This is a genomic window from Lysinibacillus boronitolerans JCM 21713 = 10a = NBRC 103108, from assembly GCF_000772935.1.
GTDB classification, from domain to species: Bacteria; Bacillota; Bacilli; order Bacillales_A; family Planococcaceae; genus Lysinibacillus; species Lysinibacillus boronitolerans.
Genome location: NZ_JPVR01000048.1, coordinates 1 through 19,334, shown reverse-complemented (window position 1 = coordinate 19,334; position 19,334 = coordinate 1). Strand labels below are relative to the sequence as shown.

The 19,334-nt window shown below is 35.9% G+C and carries 16 protein-coding genes, 6 tRNA genes and 1 rRNA gene; 1 reads left to right on the top strand and 22 read right to left on the bottom strand.

Going from position 1 to position 19,334, the window contains the following annotated elements:
* Nucleotides 1-351: 351 nt before the first annotated feature.
* The 21 genes from CD31_RS00875 to CD31_RS00775 all read right to left on the bottom strand — a co-directional run bounded on the left by CD31_RS00875 (nt 352) and on the right by CD31_RS00775 (nt 17,054).
* Nucleotides 352-1,524, bottom strand: a complete 1,173-nt coding sequence (locus CD31_RS00875; protein ID WP_009374089.1) for a D-alanyl-D-alanine carboxypeptidase family protein — start codon at nt 1,522-1,524, stop codon at nt 352-354.
* A 165-nt stretch (nt 1,525-1,689) separates the two neighbouring features.
* Nucleotides 1,690-2,424 carry an urease accessory protein UreH domain-containing protein gene (locus CD31_RS00870; RefSeq protein ID WP_009374090.1) on the bottom strand — a complete coding sequence of 245 codons (735 nt, stop codon included), beginning with the start codon at nt 2,422-2,424 and terminating at the stop codon, nt 1,690-1,692.
* A gap of 21 nt (nt 2,425-2,445) precedes the next feature.
* Nucleotides 2,446-3,372: a F510_1955 family glycosylhydrolase gene (locus tag CD31_RS00865; RefSeq protein WP_009374091.1), complete on the bottom strand. Its 927-nt coding sequence runs from the start codon at nt 3,370-3,372 to the stop codon at nt 2,446-2,448.
* A gap of 12 nt (nt 3,373-3,384) precedes the next feature.
* Nucleotides 3,385-4,062, bottom strand: coding sequence for a response regulator transcription factor (locus CD31_RS00860; RefSeq protein WP_009374092.1), 678 nt, complete (start codon nt 4,060-4,062; stop codon nt 3,385-3,387).
* Nucleotides 4,063-4,078: 16 nt separating this feature from the next.
* Nucleotides 4,079-5,440 (bottom strand): sensor histidine kinase, encoded by a 1,362-nt coding sequence (locus CD31_RS00855; protein WP_009374093.1) that lies wholly within the window; start codon nt 5,438-5,440, stop codon nt 4,079-4,081.
* A gap of 40 nt (nt 5,441-5,480) precedes the next feature.
* Nucleotides 5,481-6,014: a thiol-disulfide oxidoreductase ResA gene (gene resA / locus CD31_RS00850; protein ID WP_036075026.1), complete on the bottom strand. Its 534-nt coding sequence runs from the start codon at nt 6,012-6,014 to the stop codon at nt 5,481-5,483.
* A 39-nt stretch (nt 6,015-6,053) separates the two neighbouring features.
* Nucleotides 6,054-6,764, bottom strand: coding sequence for a cytochrome c biogenesis CcdA family protein (locus tag CD31_RS00845; RefSeq protein ID WP_009374095.1), 711 nt, complete (start codon nt 6,762-6,764; stop codon nt 6,054-6,056).
* Between the two features lie 519 nt (nt 6,765-7,283).
* Complete coding sequence (glmS, locus tag CD31_RS00840) at nt 7,284-9,086, bottom strand: glutamine--fructose-6-phosphate transaminase (isomerizing) (RefSeq protein WP_016995284.1); 1,803 nt, start codon at nt 9,084-9,086, stop codon at nt 7,284-7,286.
* A 604-nt stretch (nt 9,087-9,690) separates the two neighbouring features.
* The gene (locus CD31_RS00835) at nt 9,691-10,206 is read right to left on the bottom strand and encodes a type 1 glutamine amidotransferase domain-containing protein (RefSeq protein ID WP_016995286.1); all 516 of its coding nucleotides are present in this window, start codon (nt 10,204-10,206) and stop codon (nt 9,691-9,693) included.
* Between the two features lie 127 nt (nt 10,207-10,333).
* Entirely contained in the window at nt 10,334-11,686 is a 1,353-nt protein-coding gene (gene glmM / locus CD31_RS00830) for a phosphoglucosamine mutase (protein WP_016995288.1), read from the bottom strand.
* 213 nt (nt 11,687-11,899) lie between these two features.
* Nucleotides 11,900-12,976, bottom strand: coding sequence for a CdaR family protein (locus CD31_RS00825; protein WP_036075017.1), 1,077 nt, complete (start codon nt 12,974-12,976; stop codon nt 11,900-11,902).
* Entirely contained in the window at nt 12,969-13,805 is an 837-nt protein-coding gene (gene cdaA / locus CD31_RS00820) for a diadenylate cyclase CdaA (protein WP_016995289.1), read from the bottom strand. Before cdaA ends, CD31_RS00825 begins: the two co-directional genes overlap by 8 nt.
* Before the next feature lie 149 nt (nt 13,806-13,954).
* Nucleotides 13,955-14,581 carry an anti-sigma factor family protein gene (locus tag CD31_RS00815; protein WP_036075014.1) on the bottom strand — a complete coding sequence of 209 codons (627 nt, stop codon included), beginning with the start codon at nt 14,579-14,581 and terminating at the stop codon, nt 13,955-13,957.
* 13 nt (nt 14,582-14,594) lie between these two features.
* Nucleotides 14,595-15,158 carry an RNA polymerase sigma factor SigW gene (gene sigW, locus CD31_RS00810; protein ID WP_004225410.1) on the bottom strand — a complete coding sequence of 188 codons (564 nt, stop codon included), beginning with the start codon at nt 15,156-15,158 and terminating at the stop codon, nt 14,595-14,597.
* 133 nt (nt 15,159-15,291) lie between these two features.
* Nucleotides 15,292-16,197, bottom strand: a complete 906-nt coding sequence (rocF, locus tag CD31_RS00805; RefSeq protein WP_036075010.1) for an arginase — start codon at nt 16,195-16,197, stop codon at nt 15,292-15,294.
* Nucleotides 16,198-16,381: 184 nt separating this feature from the next.
* Nucleotides 16,382-16,454: transfer RNA gene (locus CD31_RS00800), tRNA-Lys, on the bottom strand.
* Between the two features lie 13 nt (nt 16,455-16,467).
* Nucleotides 16,468-16,542: transfer RNA gene (locus tag CD31_RS00795), tRNA-Gln, on the bottom strand.
* 14 nt (nt 16,543-16,556) lie between these two features.
* Nucleotides 16,557-16,640 (bottom strand) — tRNA-Tyr (locus tag CD31_RS00790).
* An 18-nt stretch (nt 16,641-16,658) separates the two neighbouring features.
* Nucleotides 16,659-16,734: transfer RNA gene (locus CD31_RS00785), tRNA-Val, on the bottom strand.
* 55 nt (nt 16,735-16,789) lie between these two features.
* A tRNA-Glu gene (locus CD31_RS00780) sits at nt 16,790-16,864 on the bottom strand.
* 113 nt (nt 16,865-16,977) lie between these two features.
* A tRNA-Asn gene (locus CD31_RS00775) sits at nt 16,978-17,054 on the bottom strand.
* Between the two features lie 270 nt (nt 17,055-17,324).
* Here CD31_RS00775 and mbcS point away from each other — a divergent pair.
* Nucleotides 17,325-18,911 carry an acyl-CoA synthetase MbcS gene (gene mbcS, locus CD31_RS00770; RefSeq protein ID WP_036075007.1) on the top strand — a complete coding sequence of 529 codons (1,587 nt, stop codon included), beginning with the start codon at nt 17,325-17,327 and terminating at the stop codon, nt 18,909-18,911.
* A gap of 115 nt (nt 18,912-19,026) precedes the next feature.
* Here the strand turns inward: mbcS and rrf are convergent.
* Nucleotides 19,027-19,142 (bottom strand): 5S ribosomal RNA (gene rrf / locus CD31_RS00765).
* Between the last annotated feature and the right edge of the window lie 192 nt (nt 19,143-19,334).

Here is a 19,334-nt window from a genome sequence, read left to right as displayed (position 1 = left end):
CATTTCTAATTGTTCACGTTCATTGATTTGATTTTTCGTCATCATGGTTGATCACCTCGAAAGTGTACTTTTTATCAATAGATGAATAAGGAATTATTTATGTAGAAGTTGATTGGAACGAAGGGTGGCGACTCCTGCGGGAAAAGCGGGAAAGTCGAGATCCTGGACTGAGCGAAGCGAGGGAAGCAGCTCGACCCCGCCCGCGGAAAACGTCCGCCCGTAGTGGAAATCAACGGCTTTACTTTATTTTATTGTAAAAGAAAAAAGACTGTAGGCAAACTCAAAATTCATTGAGTTTGTCTACAGTCTGAAAGAATGAGGATAAAAATGTACCTCATTCTTTGTCTTAATTTATATTAATTTCTTCTTTCGAATAAACTTTAAATAGATGAATAGGACGAAAATAAACATTACGCTAAATTTTGTGTACACCGATGCATCCTGATTTAAATTCGAGTCCTCTGTGTCTTTATGAGTTACATTTTTATTTATTTTACTATTGGCATTTTCTAACTGAAAAGATGCGATAGTATCCTGATTTTGATTTAATAGCTCTAAATGACCCTTTCCAGAGATTCTTTGACTAACTGTTTCATGTTGTAAAACTATATAATCGAGTTTTTCTTTGGTCTTAAAGGACATTTCATCAATTTTATATATTTTTCCCATCGGAATATTCCTAGACTCAAAATTCTCAAATGCATAATCAAGAAGTTCTATTGTATCGTTATAGGCCATGTCTTCTGTTTGCGCTTTAAGCGTTACGACAATAACCGATATATCGTTTCTTGTTGCTGTTGTTATAAGAGTTATTCCTGATTCATCAACATATCCAGTCTTTCCACCCGTTATTCCTTCATAAGGTCGCTCTCTCATTAATTTATGATGACTATAAAGAGTAGTATCCCACGATTTGCCATCCCAATTAAGTTCCTTTAGACCAAAAATTTTACGAAACTCCTTATTTTGCATTGCGTATTTCGTAATTTTTGCTAAATCTTGTGCAGTAGTTTTATGATCTGGATCATATAGTCCATGGGGATTTACAAAGTTCGTATTTTGTATTCCAATATTCTCTAAATATTTATTTATACTAGTCGAAAACTGTTTTACAGACCCATCCAAATGCTCAGCAATAGCAATACCTGCATCATTACCAGAATTCACAAGTAAGCCTTGAATAAGCTTTCTTAGATTAACCTTTTCTCCTTCTTCTAAAAAAACCCTAGTTCCTTCAACTTCTCTAGCATTTTTACTAATTGTGACAATGTCTTCTAGGTTCCCTTTTTCAATTGCATATATTGCAGTTGCTATCTTTGTTAAGCTAGCAGGAGCCATCTTCTGATTTGGATTTTTTTCATATAAAATTCGCCCCGTTTTTTCATCTATTAATATAGCAGCTTCACTGCTAATCAAAGGAGATTCGACCTTCATTGCGCCATGAACTCTATAAACAAAATTTGAACCTAGTATTAAGAAGATTACTACTAAAATCGCAACCTTTTTTATTAAATGTGTTTCCATATTATTATTCTCCTCATAGTAATCTACACATGTATCTTAGAAAAAATATGTGGAGAAAATATGGAGAACAAGTTACGTAATCTAAACTTAACACTTGTAACAATAGTGATTTCTATTAATGTTTGAAAAGCAATGTACTTTTATTTGTTTCTAAATTATTTATATTTACATTCCCCAATAAGTAATTGTGTCAAAAATTCCAATAATAAAAAGAGTAACTCCGGCTATTTTTTGAATAAACCTACCTACTTTAATACTTTTCTTCATTACTAATCCCTTAATATCAAAGTACCATATAAAAAATAAGATGATGACAAGAGGTATTGATGTTGCCAATCCAAATATTGCAGGTAACACTAATCCATATGAAGTCGACATAACGGTTGGCATTAGCCATACAAAATAGAGTACAAACATTGTTGGACAGAATGCAATTGCAAAACTAGCTCCTAGAAAAAAGGAACCAATATAACCTTCTTTTAGTATAGTAGGAACGTTCTTTGAAATTCGATTTAATATTCTTAACTTTATTGTCCCCATTAACACAAGTCCGGTAAGTATTAATAGAGGACCAATCAATTTTCGGAAAACCGGAAAGAAATTAATTATTTTGTTTTCAAATGTTTGTCCAAATGCCCACGCCAACAAACCAATTGCACTATATACTATGACTTTACCCATAATAAACGAAACGATCTCTCTCCAATTACTACCTAATTGGATAGTACGATTACCATATAACGTAATAGCGCTAATATTTCCAGTCAGTTGACATGGAGCAAATGCACCTATCAACCCAAGGAGGATAGATATAATGATTGGGGAATGCTCATATGAATTTAAGAATACAGAAACTGGTTCACTTATGGTTTGACTAATTTGAGACATCAAATTATACATCTCAATCACCCTTCAATAACCTTATTTTATTTTTAATTCCCCTTCTGAAGCTAATTTATCCCACGATTCCCCTTCGTTCTTAGAAAGATAGAAGTTAAGATTATTTGTTACAAAAGTAATTTCTTCTCGATTAGTAGGATTAGAAGCGATATAAATAATTGGGTCTTGCATTATCTCGTTTGGGAGTTGTATATTTTTTTCTTCTTTACTATCCAATGAGAATGATCTAAGGGAAACAGAATTTGAGTCATAGTTTGTATAGTAACCCCCATTCTCATTTAAAGTTACGTATGTAACCATTTGAGTAGACTTAAGTAATTTAAAGTTAACTCCATAGTCATTCGAAACAAAGATTCCATCTTTACTACCAATTGCAACTATTTCTTTTTTGGAAGGGTGAGCTGATAAATTAGAAACAAACTCGGAATTAAAGCCATTCATAGCTGATTCAGTCCAAGACTTCCCTTCATCAATTGAATAATGCAATCCACCACTCATATTCTCTGTAGGTGTTTCATTAATGACATAGATTGTATTCGAATCATAACCAGCTGCAAGATAATGAAAATCAATTTCGCCGTAAAAGGCTAATTGTTCTAGATTTGCTCCTTCATCTGTACTTTTTATAACTCCTAAAGGGTTTTTAAGGTTTGAGCCTTCCTCAGGATGTCCACTTGAATAGAAGCCATCTTTGACCGCCTGAAAGCCCATATAGTCATGTTTTTGGCTGTTCGCTTCTTCCCAACCCTTTACACCATATTTATACAATCCTCTATGTGTTGCAATTACAAAATCACTTTTACCATTTATATATCCCAAACCATGTATATGTTCAATTTTTGGGTTATCCACTTCTTCAAATGAATAACTATCTTTTTCTTTTGAATTACAAGCACTTAAAACTAAAACAATAACTAATAGACCTAACCAAATTTTGTAATTTTTCATACTTTTCTCCTTTTAACTCCATTTATACCCTATTCCCCAAACCGTTTTAAGGAACTCATCGGTAGGAAAGTCAGATTTACTTAATTTTTCTCTTAGATTTCTTATATGTGAATCAACAGTCCGCGTATCTGTATCTGTTTCATATTCCCATGCAGCATGCAGTAATTCCTCTCTTGTAAATGTCTTAGAAGGTCGAGATATTAATGCTTTTATAATTAAAAATTCTTTTAAAGTAAGTTGCACACTTGAATTTTGGTAGTGTAGAGAATATGTTTCTTTATCTAAAACAAAATCTTTAAAAGTGATATTTTCATTATCCTTTTCAAATCCGACAATTCTACGCAAAACAGCATTGATTCTTGCTATTAACTCTCTTTCATCGAATGGCTTGGATATATAGTCATCTGCACCTAATAAAAGTCCCTTAGCTAAATCAGATTTATCAGCTCTTGCAGTTAGCATTATAATGGGTACTTTTGAAAATTCACGAATAGATTCACAAACATCCCATCCATCCATTTCAGGCATCATAACATCTAATAAAACGAGATCGATATTTTCTTTCTTAATTCTCTCTATTGCCTTTATTCCGCTCTTTTCTTTAATACAGGTATATCCATGTGGAATTAAAAATAATTCGACTAAATCGAGCATTCTTTCTTCATCATCCACAATCAAAATTGTCTGCATATTTAACCTCCATGTGTTATATGATCACCGTAAATGTACTTCCTTCTCCAAGTTTACTTTTGACTTCAATGGTACCATTGTGTGCTTCTACTAATTCCTTCACAACAGCAAGTCCAATTCCTGAACCACCATATGCACGAGAACGTGATTTCTCAACACGATATAGCTTCTCAAAAATGAAGTCAATTTCTTCTTGTGGAATGCCAATACCTGTATCAATAACCTCAATTCTTGTTTTCCCTTCATTTTTACAAGCCTTTAATGTTACCTCTGTATTTTCCTTTGAATATTTCAAAGCATTATCCAATAGGTTTATGACAATTTGCTCTAAACGTAATGGGTCAGCATATATTTGAAAATCTTCAGTGCAAACAAAGTTCAACTTAATATTCTTGAGATCATATGAAGGAGCAACAAGTTTACATATTGCTTCGAAAAAATATCGAGCAGAGAAAGATTCTTTCATGACAGTAAATGTGTTTTCGTCCATTCTAGCCAAGTCTAATAAATTTTTTACCAATTCCTTCATTCTATTGGACTCTTCAACAATAATTTCAAGATACTGTTCTCTTTGTTTCTTACTTAGACTCTCTCTCATCGCTACTTTTGAATATCCAATTAAATATGTCAACGGTGTACTTAATTCATGAGCCACTGACGCCAGAAATTCATTCCGGTCTGTTTTTAAACGTTCTAAATCATTGGCTAATTTCTGAATTGAACTTGCTAACTCACCAAGCTCGTTTTTACTTTTAATTGCAAGCTTTACATTAAACTCACCTTTGCTTAATTTCTCTGTTGCCTCTTTCATCCGTATTAAAGGTCTTGTTATAACTTTTGACAGAACCGCGTAAACAATAAAAAGTACAATAAAACTTGTAGCACCTGCCATACCAAAATGTTCAGTTAATTCATGAACCATCTTATTAAGAGAACCAGTACTTTGTAGCATTAAAACGTATCCAGATTGATTTGTATTTGAGATATAAGGATGCACACTCATAATATAAGGGGATTCTTTCCAGTTAGAAGTCAATAATTCATCTGTTTCTACGTCTACGTTCTTTATTAAAGAAACTATTTGTCCACTTAAAGATTCACTAATATCTGAACTACCAATGATATTTCCTTTATTATCGGTAATGATCACCGCACGATCTTTACTTTTTTCCATCAAAACGATATGTTTTATTGTAGTTTCAGAAAAATTTTCAATTAAAACATCTCTATGATTAGCACCATTCGCCAATAATGTATAATATTCTTCTTCAACTCTCGAATTAATTATATTTCGATGAAGATAAAACATAAGAAATAAATCCATTATTAGCACTACAATAAAAAAACACGATGCTAATTTTGTAGAGATTTTGTTCACTAATTTTTTCACCTCTCTTATTAGTCTAAAAAATTATTACTTAGTCTGGTAAAATTTGTTCCATGTAACTCTTTATATCCTGTTCTTTCATTTCTCCAGTGATTATTTTTTCTATTTTACCCTCTGAATTAATAAGAATAGTCGTTGGTAATGGATTTATATTATATGCTTCCATTACACTTTTGTTTTTGTCAATTAATACCGGAAAAGTTAAACCTTTTCGGTCAATATAATTTTGAACCACGAAGTCGGATTCTGCTATATTTATAGCTAATACCTGTATACCTTTTTCTTTATATTCCTTATAATATCTATCTATAATTGGGAATTCCCTTTCACAGGGTTTGCACCAAGTCCCCCAAAAGTTTAAAAAGACACCTTGTCCTTTGTATTCCTCCAAATTATGTTTATCACCATACATATCAACTAGAGTAAAATTTGGAGCATTATCCCCTATTTGTAATACTTCATTTTTTTCTTTAGTTAAAGTTGTATATACTGTAAATAATATTGCCCCAAATAATACAATTAATATAATTGAACGCATAAGAAATCGTCTCTTTTTTTTATCCATAATTAAGTTTGGTTCCTTCCCCTCTTATATGATATAAAACTAAAAGCCAGTAAATCCTCCAAAAATAGGTGTTAAAAACGCAATAATTTTAGTCATCATATCAAAGTACAATAAAACCCCCATCAGAATCATTATTGCACCACCTATTTTCATAAACAGTCCATTTTTTCTTTGAAGAAACTTCATTTTTCCAATAAATAAGGACATTATTAGGAAAGGTATAGAGAAACCTAGCACATAAAATAACATGTACAACATTCCTTGCCCGGGGTTAGACACTCCTAAAGCTATTACTCCGGCAAGAATTGGTCCAGTACAAGGTGTCCATCCAGCTGCAAAACCCATACCAATAAGTACTGAGCCAAAATATCCTTTGGGCCTTTTTTTAAAACTAATCTTTTTTTCCGATTGTAAAATATCGAATTTAAAGAAACCTAGAATAACTAATCCAAAAAAGACCATGAAAATTGCTCCAAATTGCCTTAGTAACTCTTTATACTGAATAAAAATCTTTCCGATAAAAGAAGTTGAGAAACCTAATGCCATAAAAATAATAGAAAAACCAAGTAAAAAAAGCAGGGTATGTATTAAAGACTTTCGTCTTAAGATCCCTTTCTCTTCTTTTAGTTCATTAAAGGATATTCCTGTTATATAAGATAGAAAAGCAGGATACAATGGTAATGAACAAGGTGATACAAATGATAATAATCCAGCCCCAAATGCAAGTATTAAATTTAATTGTTCTAACAAATACTCTCACGCAACCTTTCTACAGAACATTTAAAAATAAAGTATAGACTATAAATGTGGAGAATATATGCATATGTTGATACATATCAAAATTAAGAAGTTTATTTTTGATACCTTTCTACAACTCATTAATTAATAGCAATTTTTTTTTAAAAAAAGTTTTAATTCCTGCTCTAAGGATTATAATTCAACGGTAATAATGACAAAACAAAACCCTGGCACAGTAGACAATGTACCAAGGTTATTTTAATGTACCTACTTTATATATATAGTTAGAAAAATGAAAGGTTTGAAAGCCATTTTGAAAAAACAAAAACCCTGATACAGCATCATACTGTATCAAGGTTTATCTTATTTATATACAATAATATAGTTAGAATCACTCATAGAAATTGTTTGAATATCCAGTATACAACTTTTTTGTCCAGTATAAGACTTTATTGTAAAGTATACAACTATTTTGTCTAGTATAGAACTTTATTGTAACTGAACAAACAAAATTAAATCTAATTTTTGTTCTTACTCAACAGTTACCGATTTTGCTAGGTTACGTGGTTTATCTACATCACAGCGACGGTGAAGTGCAGCATAGTAGCTAATTAATTGTAAAGGTACTACTGATACAAGCGGTGTTAGTAATTCATGAACATGTGGAATGACTAAACGGTCGCCATCTTCATCAATGCCTGCCATCGCGATAATACATGGATATGCACCACGAGCTGCTACTTCTTTGACATTACCACGGATGTTTAATCCTACTGAAGCTTGTGTGACAAGCGCAAACACAGGTGTACCTTCTTCGATTAAGGCAATTGTTCCATGCTTCAGTTCTCCACCAGCAAAGCCTTCTGCTTGGATATACGAGATTTCTTTTAGTTTTAAGGCACCTTCAAGGCTGACATAGAAGTCCATATTACGGCCAATGAAGAATGCGTTGCGTGCGATTTTTAAGTAATCTTCTGCAATGTCTTCTAACACATCTTTTGAATCAATAATTGTTTGGATGCCATTAGCGGCAATCGCGAGCTCTTGTTTTAAATCAAATTCTAAGCCTTTGCCATTTGCCTTTGCTGTTACATAGGCAGCTAATGCAAGTACTGCTACTTGTGCCACATAAGCTTTTGTAGAAGCTACAGCAATTTCTGGACCTGCATGTAATAACAATGTATGGTCAGCTTCACGTGATAACGTAGAGCCAGGTACATTTGTAATCGTTAATGTTGGATAGCCCAACTCTTTAATTTTTACAAGTACTTGACGGCTATCTGCTGTTTCACCTGATTGTGTAATGAAGATAAATAATGGTCTTTCTGAAAGTAATGGCATGTTATAGCCAAATTCACTCGAAATATGCACTTCTACAGGGATACCAGCCATTTTTTCGAAATATTGTTTACCAATAAGACCAGCATGGTAGCTAGTGCCCGCTGCAATAATATATAAACGATCTGCTGCTCGTAAGGCTTCTAAAATCTCCGCATCAATCGTTAAATCGCCATTGTCACCTTCATATGCCTGAATGATTTTACGAATAACTGTAGGCTGCTCATCCATTTCTTTTAACATATAGTGTGGATATGTGCCTTTTTCAATATCACTCATATCAAGCTCAGCAGTATATGGTGCACGCTCTACTACAGTACCATCTAATTTTGTAATTTCCACACTTGCTTTGTGTACGATAACTACCTCTTTATCGTGAAGCTCTACGTATTGATCTGTTACCTGTAGCATCGCCATTGCATCTGACGCAACAACATTGAAGCCTTCACCAATTCCAACTAGAAGTGGTGATTTATTTTTTGCTACAAAGATTGTATCTGCTGCCTCTGCATCTAATAGTGCTAGTGCATAGGAGCCATGTAATAGAGATAATGTTTTACGGAAAGCGTCTGCTGTGCTTAGACCATCTTTCACAAATAACTCTACTAATTGCACAATAACCTCTGTATCTGTATCAGATTTCATTGGAATGCCTTTTAAATATGTTTTTTGCAATAAGTGATAGTTTTCAATAACCCCATTATGCACAAGTGTAAAGCGTCCTGATGCACTTTGATGTGGGTGAGCATTTAAACGATTTGGTACACCATGTGTTGCCCAACGTGTATGACCAATACCAATTTTAGCCGTAACATCTTCATCTACCGCTTCTCGTAAATCTGCAATACGTCCTTTTTCTTTGAAAACCGTTACGCCTTCCTCATTACGTACTGCAATACCAGCTGAGTCATAACCACGGTATTCTAGCTTTTCTAAGCCTTTTAATAAAATTTCCTTTGCATCTGATTCACCAATATATCCTACAATTCCACACATAATTCTCGTCCTCCGATAATGTCAATTTAATGCAATGACAAACTAGGCCTCATCCTATCGAATTTTTTGAATGTACAAGCATTGCTTTATTTTTATAAAAAATAAAGCACTCCAATACACACAAGCTACTCACTCTACTCAGTCAACTGAATAGAGATCTTCGATATGTGAAGCTTCATCTATTTATCTATTGCTTTTACAATACCTTCTCCATTTTCTGTACATTCAATCACTCAAATGCTTTCAAAATGGAAAATGACAATCGGGTATGTCGATTGGGAGGCATCCGCCGAATTTTCGATAAACCTCCACCTCGTCTGCTGAAGATCTTTTCGTCCGATTTCTTCAGCTCAGGCGCTATAATTGTTTTCCGATTTTGCGCTTTCTTCCCTCCTTAGGCGCTCGTTAAAGGATAAGGTCGGACCTCATCTTCAACTTCTCCATCATACTCAATCATATGCTATCCGTCAAATTTTCGTTATAAAAAACACCTAGTCCTAAGGCTTTTTCGTGACAAATATGTAGACAAAGCGATATATAAGCACTTTGATAAGCATTGTAATACAAAATAGGCACAAGCATTTAAAATGCTTGTGCCTCTCCTTTATTTACTGTCTAATAATTTAACGATTTCTCGATTAAACGCAGGAAGATCGTCTGGCGTTCTACTTGTTACAAGCTGCTTTTGACAGACAAATACCTCTTCATCATGGAAGTTTGCCCCTGCATTTTCTAAATCCACTTGAATGGATTTATAGCCTGTGGCGTCACGACCATTTAATGTCTTTGCAGTAATGAGAAGTTGTGGTCCATGACAAATGGCAAAGGTAGGCTTCATTTCATCCATAAAGGACTTTACAAATGCTACTACACGATCATCCGCACGTAATATATCAGGAGAAAAACCACCAGGAATAAATAACGCATCGTAATCAGTAGCTTTTACTTCATCAATGCCTTTATCAATTTTCACTGACTCTCCATGCTTACCCTTAATTTCCTTACCCGCTTCGGTATCAATTGTTACAAGCTGATGCCCAGCTGATTCTAAAGCTTCCTTAGGGCTTGTAAACTCAATGTCCTCAAACATATCTGTTATAACTGTAGCAATTTTAGCCATATCAATTAAACACTCCTTGTTATTGTGACTCTTAATTACTGTTCCCCATCTCGCTTATTTAAAACATTTCTTTCAAATAAGTAAACCCGATTTCCTGTTTACGGAAATCGGGTTTACACTATATTTCCTATTCTGTTAGGCCCATTTCTGCACGTACCACATCCGCAATACGCTCGACAAAACGCTCGCAATCTGTTTCTGTTGCCGCTTCCACCATGACACGTACTAATGGCTCTGTACCTGAAGGACGCACTAAAACACGACCATTTCCAGCCATTTCAGCTTCTACCTCTGCAATTACTGTAGCTACTTTTGCATTATCAGTCACAGCATGCTTATCTGTTACACGCACATTGACAAGACGCTGAGGGTATATTTTCATTTCAGCTGCAAGTTCTGAAAGCTTTTTACCCGTCGCTTTCATAATGTTGACAAGCTGAATTCCTGTCAGTAAGCCATCACCTGTTGTATTAAAATCTAGGAAGACGATATGCCCTGATTGCTCGCCACCTAAATTGTATTCATTGGCACGCATTTCTTCCACAACATAACGATCTCCTACAGCTGTTTGTATACTCTGCATACCATTGTCAGCCACAGCTTTATAGAAGCCCATATTGCTCATTACTGTTGAAACAATTGTTTGCTTCTTCAAACGCCCTACTGCATTTAAATGCTTACCAATGATAAACATAATTTGGTCACCGTCAACAACTTTTCCGTTTTCATCTACAGCAATTAAACGGTCTCCATCGCCATCAAAAGCTAAACCAACATCTGCACCTTTTTCAGTAACAAATTTTGCTAGTCCTTCTGGATGTGTTGAGCCTACACCATCATTGATATTTAAGCCAGTTGGAGAAGCGCCCATTGTAGAAATGTCAGCTTCTAAATCAGCAAATAAATGTGTAGCTAAAGAGGAAGTTGCACCATGTGCACAATCAAGCGCTACATGGATACCATCAAATTCTTCATCCACTGTTTGCTTTAAGTATTGAATATATTTTTGACCACCTTCGAAATAGTCACTTACAGATCCTAAATCTGCTCCTATAGGACGTGGTAATGTATCCTCTTGTGCATCAATTAACGCTTCAATTTCCGCTTCCTGTGCATCTGTTAGCTTAAAGCCATCAGGACCGAAAAATTTAATACCGTTATCTGCAACTGGGTTATGTGAAGCTGAAATCATGACGCCTGCATCTGCGCTCATAATTCGAGTAAGGTATGCCACACCTGGTGTTGAAATAATACCAAGTCGCATTACCTCTACCCCAATTGATAAAAGACCAGCCACAAGTGCACCTTCAAGCATCTCACCTGAAATACGTGTGTCACGACCAATTAAAACCTTTGGACGGTCAGTTGCATCTTTGGTTAAAACATAGCCGCCTATACGACCAAGTTTAAATGCAAATTCTGGTGTTAATTCACTATTCGCGACGCCACGGACGCCATCTGTTCCAAAATATTTACCCATTCTACTTATTCTCTCCTTCAATGCAAGACAGTGCCTAGTGAGTTTCTATCAAGCATTAGACACTTGTCCGCTTACTTTTGGAAAAGTCTGCTTTTGTTCATTCGTTGGTAATTATTAATTTTCCACTCTGCCAGTTTGATTGATGAAACCTGAATCACAAACCTGATTGGATTTTTGATTTAGAATCAAAATAAAATTATAGTCACATATTGTTTAAGAATCAATATCTTCCGATTCCTCGGTTGACGTATTTTTATCAGTTGTAGTGTTCTCATCTGTCACATTAGGTTCTTCCGTTGGAGGTGGCGTTTCCTCTGTAGAAGCTGGTGTTTTCTGCTGTTCTTCTTTCTCAATCTTTGTAATATCCGCCTTCACTTTTATTTTCTTGTCAGATATTTTTGTCACACCATCTGGTAATTTTACATCAAATTCATAAGTTTTGGACTCAGTAATTTTTGACAGATCAACTGTTATTGGAATGGATGTTAAACTATCAATAATTGATTTTCTACCATACACTTTGACCATTTTTGGTGTAAATGTTAATGAATTAATAGTAATGTCTTCCGCTGCTTGCCCTGTTTCCTTAAGGACAACTGGGATCTCTCGACTATACTCCGCTATATCTACTTGAACCTTCACAATTTCAGGTTCAATAGTCACGTCTAACTTATTTAAATCTCGATCTAATACTTTTACAGCGGCTTCCTGAGAGAACGATTCCTTCAAGCCTTGCTCTCCTGTAACAGTTGCTTTTACATAACTAATGCTTTCAATAGCACTTTTTGCACCCGTTACATAAACAGTTGGCGGATTGGCCGTCATTTCTTTTAAGATAAAACCTTCTTCGATTAAACGTTTGTTCATTTCAGGGTCTACTCGAAACTCCTGTGTGACCTTTTCCTCAATATTTACATGAACAGTTGCAGGGTCTAATGTCACTTTTAACTTTTCTGAAATATTTTCGTATTGCAGTTTTACATCATGCTCTCCAAGTAATAAGTTGCTTAAATCGGCAAATATAGAAAAATCCTTAGCTCCCTTTGCTTTTAAAACCAATGCCATCGGACCTTCTATCGTTACATCTACGGTTTCAGGTAAACCTGTCACAATAAGATTCTCATTATCGTAATAAACATCTACTGGAACATCGCGAATAACATCCGTTTGTTCATTTGAGGTAGCTTTATTTAATGGTGACAACTCGGTACGCACTGAGAAAAAAAGCAAAAATGCTAAAAATAGCGCGATGATTCTTAATACCCAAGGGCTATCCATCATTTTATCCATTCTTTTTCCCCCTCCAAGTCAACTTAGAGGATGCATTTGATTCTTGTGCTGATCCGAACCACATTTTTCGTAATAATGTTTCGAACTCCTCTAGAGAAAGATTTCGATGGAGATTACCATTTAATGTTATACTAATTGCGCCTGTTTCTTCTGACACAACAATTGTAATAGCATCTGTAACTTCACTTAAGCCGAGAGCAGCACGGTGGCGTGTCCCTAACTCTTTTGAAATAAATGGGCTTTCAGATAAAGGTAAATAACAAGCTGCTGCTGTCACTTTATCTTTTTGCATAATAACCGCCCCATCATGTAGCGGCGTATTTGGTATAAAGATATTTATCAGTAATTCTGATGAAATTTCAGCATTTAGCCCTATACCTGTTTCGATATATTCATTAAGACCTGTTTCTTTTTCAATAGAAATTAACGCACCTATTCGACGTTTAGCCATATAACTTACAGACTTCTTCATTGCCTCAATAAGTCTTGTTTGTTCTTCTTCCTCTTGACTAGATGAGCGTTGGAATAGCTTTCCTCGCCCAATTTGTTCTAAACCACGTCTGATTTCAGGTTGGAAAATGATAATAATCGCTAGGAAACCAAACTCAATAACTTGTTGTAGCATCCAGCCAAGTGTTTGTAACCCTAAAAGGTCTGTTGCAATTCGTGCAATAATAATGACGAATATTCCCTTAAGTAATTGGACAGCCTTCGTACCTTTAATGAGGGTTAAGACTTTATAAACAACGTACCAAACGAGCAGTACATCAATGAAGTTAATAACAATATTCACAGGCGTTAAATCCGTGAAATGTTCGATAATTTGCACGTGGCATCCCCCACTTTTCATTACGAATCCATACACATTCAAGTATATCACATTCTTAACAAATGTAACTTTTTTCAAATAAAAAGTCTACTCAGAAGAGTAGACCTTTCAGCCTCTCACGTGCACTATTTTTTAGGACGTATAGAGTGTTATTTAGTTTCTTCTTTTTCCTCAAATGTCATGGCAGTCTTAACAGAATTTTTAATCGTATACCATAACCATTCAAATACTTCGTCTATTTCTTCGATTCTCCCTGAAACTACCGCTGAAGATGCCATATATTGCCCGTTAATTACTGTGACGTTGCCATCAACTTCACCTTCAACAATCAAATCGCCATTTTTTACAACAATATCGCCTTTCACCACTTCCCCTTCAGGGACAATCACTGTTTGACCTTCAACAACTAAATTAGGTTGCTTGGTCACTGAGAAATGCTGGTCATCCATGAAGCTACCCAATAATGTAGCACTCATGAATAAGCAAAATACTGCTGCTGCCACAAAGAACGGATGCCGGCGAATCCATTTTTGTATACCTACTCGACTTTTTGGTTTTGGTAAACGAGCCATCACTGCTGCTTCAAAATCCGGAGGCGCTGTAATATGGGAAGCACTCTTCACAAAGGCGATTGTTTCACTCAATTCTTGCATCAACTGTTTACAATCATTACATGTATGCAAGTGTTGTTTCAACTCTTGCTCATGCTCACGACTAATGTCACCGTCTAAATAATCATGCATATAGTCTATAATATGCTCTGGACAAGTATTCATGACGCTCCCCCTCCTACAGATTGTTTAATTGCTTACGTAATGCCTCACGTCCGCGGTGAATCCTCGTTTTCACCGTTCCAAGCGGCATATCTAAAATCTCGCTAATCTCTTGTAACGATAACTCTTCTATATATTTCAATACTATAACCGAACGGTATTTATCCGGCAATCGTCCAATTTCATATTGAATGCGATCTTGCAGCTCCATTTGTTCTAACTGCTCCTCTGGTAGCTGGTCGTCTGCTGCGATTTGCGAATACATATCAAGCCCTTCTGTACCAGCTACTTCTGCATCTAAATAATAATCCGGTTTCTTTTTTCGAATACGGTCAATGCAGAGGTTTGTCGCTATGCGATAAAGCCACGTCGAAAACTTTCTTTTCTGATCAAATGTATGCAAGTTCATATAAGCACGCACAAAAGCCTCTTGAGCAATATCTTCAGATTCTTGTTTGTTGCCTAACATTCGATAGCATACTTGGTACAGTTTGTGCTGATAGAGACTCACAATATCGGCAAATGCGTTTTGATCGCCTTTAAGCACTTGTTTTATTCTCTTATTTACTAACGCATCCATTGTGTTGACTTCTCCACCTTTACAACTGTCTTATACTATACGAAGCACCGATAAGAAAAGTTTCGTTTTAATTCAATTATAGCAAAAGATTTTTATGCAATGTGGCAACAGGCAATTTTTTGTCAAATTTTCTTTAAACTAGTGTTTCGCCAAATAAAGATCCCATTAATGCAACAGCCACATTTGCTGTTGTATTCTTTTCATCTAATATAGGATTTACCTCTACAAACTCTGCTGAAGTTACCATGCCTGATTCTTGTAACATTTCCATTGCTAAATGGCTTTCTCGATAAGTAATTCCGCCTGGGACTGGTGTACCCACACCTGGCGTATAAAGTGGATCTAGTCCGTCTAAATCAAGCGATAAATGTAAGCCATCAACATTTCGTTCCTTTAAATAAGCAAGTGCATCTTCCATCACACGTGTCATGCCAAGTCGGTCAATTTCATGCATTGTATATACTTTAATTCCTTGTTGACGAATCAATTCACGCTCTCCTGGGTCTACTGAACGAGCTCCAATAATTATAACGTTTTCTGGCTTAATTTTTGGAGCATAGTTACGAATTTGCACTAAACGCTCATGTCCTAGCCCAATACTAACTGCTAACGGCATCCCATGTATATTGCCTGAAGGTGTTGTTTCAGGTGTATTTAAATCTGCATGAGCGTCATACCAGATAACACCAAGATTTTTGTAATGCTCGCCTAATCCTGCTAATGTTCCAATAGCAATACTATGATCTCCACCAAATACTAGTGGGAATTTTTTTTGTTCCACTACTTCATGTACACTATTGGCTAATGCAGTGCTAACTTCTACAACTTCCTCTAAATTTAGTAATTTTTCATCCACAGCTCCGTCTGCAAGCTTTTGACTAACACGAATATCCCCTTGATCCTGTACATCGTGTCCGATAGCCTCTAAACGTTCAACAACACCTGCATATCGAATAGCACTTGGTCCCATATCTACACCACGACGTGTTTGTCCGTAATCTGTTGGTACTCCAATAATAGAAATATTAAGTTTATTCATGTTTTTATACCCCCTAAAAGTTATAAGATTATTGTAAAGCCTACATACTACTTGGCTCAACTCGACAAAAAGTTGCATATTTATTCATTTATAAATAACATAAAAAAATCTCCTACTGTTTTCAGTAAGAGATTAGTTATCTGTAGTTAATATAACACTTTTGAATAATTTTATTCTAGAAAAGTGAGCCATGAAGGACTCGAACCTTCGACCCTCTGATTAAAAGTCAGATGCTCTACCAACTGAGCTAATGGCTCATAAAAGAAAAAATGGCTGGGGTACTAGGATTCGAACCTAGGCATGACGGAATCAAAATCCGTTGCCTTACCGCTTGGCTATACCCCAATCATTTATAAAACTGGTGGAGGGGGACGGATTCGAACCGCCGAACCCTAAGGAGCGGATTTACAGTCCGCCGCGTTTAGCCACTTCGCTACCCCTCCGAAATAACACAATAAGAATGGTGGAGGATGACGGGCTCGAACCGCCGACCCTCTGCTTGTAAGGCAGATGCTCTCCCAGCTGAGCTAATCCTCCATAGAAACAGGTGTTATATCACAGTTTATTTTCTTTATAAAGCCTATGTTTTAAATGGTGACCCCTACGGGATTCGAACCCGTGTTACCGCCGTGAAAGGGCGGTGTCTTAACCACTTGACCAAGGGGCCAATATTACGTCTCAAACAAGACAAGAATTATAATAACATTTTTAATTAATAATTGCAATGCTTTTTTAAAAATTTTTTATGTATTAATAGTACTTAAAAAAAGGGCAAAAAAATGGCTCCGAAGGCAGGACTCGAACCTGCGACAACCTGATTAACAGTCAGGTGCTACTACCAACTGAGCTACTTCGGAACGATACTATTCACTTTGGTTTTAGAAAACCTCTTAAGTACATTTATTATTATAGCAAGCATTATAAATAATGCAACACATTTTATGAAAATTTTTATATTTTTTTGTCGAAGTCTGCTTCTATATTCGTGTCACAGCATAATAGTTCTCTATTAACTCTAATATTTCTATTTAACGTACTAATTATTCTTGCTGTATATTATTTCAATTGTTAAAATAAAAATAGTTTTACGAATTTTCTATCAAATTTTCTGGGGGAGGATGTTCAAGATGGTATCAAATGATTTAATTGCACCTGAATTTTATAACATCACAGAGGAATTAGAAAAATTTTCGCAAGATAGTGATCGCCAAGCAATACGTTGGTTAAATACACAACAAGAGAGACGTACAGTTTCTTATGTGGAACTTAATCAAAAAATGAATCAATACGCAAATGCTTTTACGGAGAAGGGGCTTCAAAAGGGTGATCGTGTATTAGTTATTATTCCTCGACTACCAGAAGCCTATTTCGTTTTTTTAGGCTGCTTAAAGGCTGGCATCGTACCTATTTCATGTTCAGAGATGCTACGTGCAAGCGATTTAGAATATCGTATGGAGCATTCTTCTGCTAGTGCAGTGATTGCCTATGAGGCTTTTACTAGTGAAATTGATCAAATTACTTCTTCTGTAGACGCATTGAAAAATAAACTAGTGATCGGTGCTGCGAAAGGAGATTGGACTTCACTAGATGAATTGGCAAACAAGCAACCAGTTACATTTACAGCTGTAGCTACTACACGTGATGACATGGCATTCCTATCTTATACATCTGGTACCACTGGCAAACCTAAAGGTGTTGTTCATTCACATGGCTGGGGTTATGCGCATATTAGAACTGCAGCTTCAAAATGGCTTTGTGTACGTGAAGGAGACCTTGTGTGGGCAACAGCTGCTCCAGGTTGGCAAAAGTGGATATGGAGTCCTTTTTTATCAACAATCATGCTCGGTGCTACCGCATTTGTCTATCATGGTGGATTCGATGCAAAAACCTACCTTCAATTAATGCAGGATGAAAAAGTTAATGTTCTATGTTGTACACCGACTGAATACCGTATTATGGCGAAAATTGATAATTTACAAGATTATAATCTATCATCTTTACGTAGTGCTGTTTCTGCTGGTGAACCTTTAAATCGCCCAGTTATCGAAACGTTTATGAATCATTTTGGACTAAAAGTACGTGACGGCTATGGACAAACAGAAAACACATTATTAATTGGTACACTAGAAAACACAGAATTACGCCCTGGATCTATGGGTGTTCCAACTCCAGGTAATATTGTACGTATTATCGACAATGAAGGAAACGAAGCACCGATTGGCGAAGTTGGTGATATTGCTGTTCACAAATCTTCACCAGCTTTATTTAAAGAATATTATAAAGAACCCGAGCGCACACAAGCTGCATTCCGGGGGGATTGGTATATTACAGGTGATCAAGCAAAATGTGATGAAGACGGTTACTTTTGGTTTGAAGGCCGTGGGGATGACATAATTATTTCATCTGGTTATACGATCGGACCATTTGAAGTTGAAGATGCATTAAACAAACATGAAGCTGTACAAGAGTGTGCAGTTGTAGCTGCGCCAGATGAAATCAGAGGACATATCGTAAAGGCATTTGTGATCTTACGAGAAGGCTTCAAAGAGCGTGATGAAGATGAGTTAACAAAGGAGTTACAAGAGCATGTTAAAGCGTTAACAGCCCCTTATAAATATCCTCGTAGCATTGTCTTTATTGATGAGTTACCAAAAACAACATCAGGGAAAATTCGTCGTATTGAACTACGAGCTACTACAGTTCATACACATTAAGTATTAAAATAAGAAGGCATCCTCAACGGATGCCTTCTTATTTATGCGTTTATAAATAAAGAATCCGTTCAAATAAAAAAAGCCACTACTGAGTGTATCAGTAGCGACTTTTTGCGCCTAGCGACGTCCTACTCTCACAGGGGGAAGCCCCCAACTACCATCGGCGCTAAAGAGCTTAACTTCCGTGTTCGGTATGGGAACGGGTGTGACCTCTTTGCCATCATCACTAGACTTATTCGACCTCCAATACACGGCGTATTACTGCGTCAGCTGCTCTCGTTCAATCAGTCACGTACATAAGTACGCTCCTTCAATCACTCGTTTGCTTCCTTGTACTACTTGTGTCTTGAAGCTCTCTTTTTTTGTTGAAAGATTTGTTCTTTCAAAACTGGATAAACGGTGCATTGAATGCTTCAAACATAT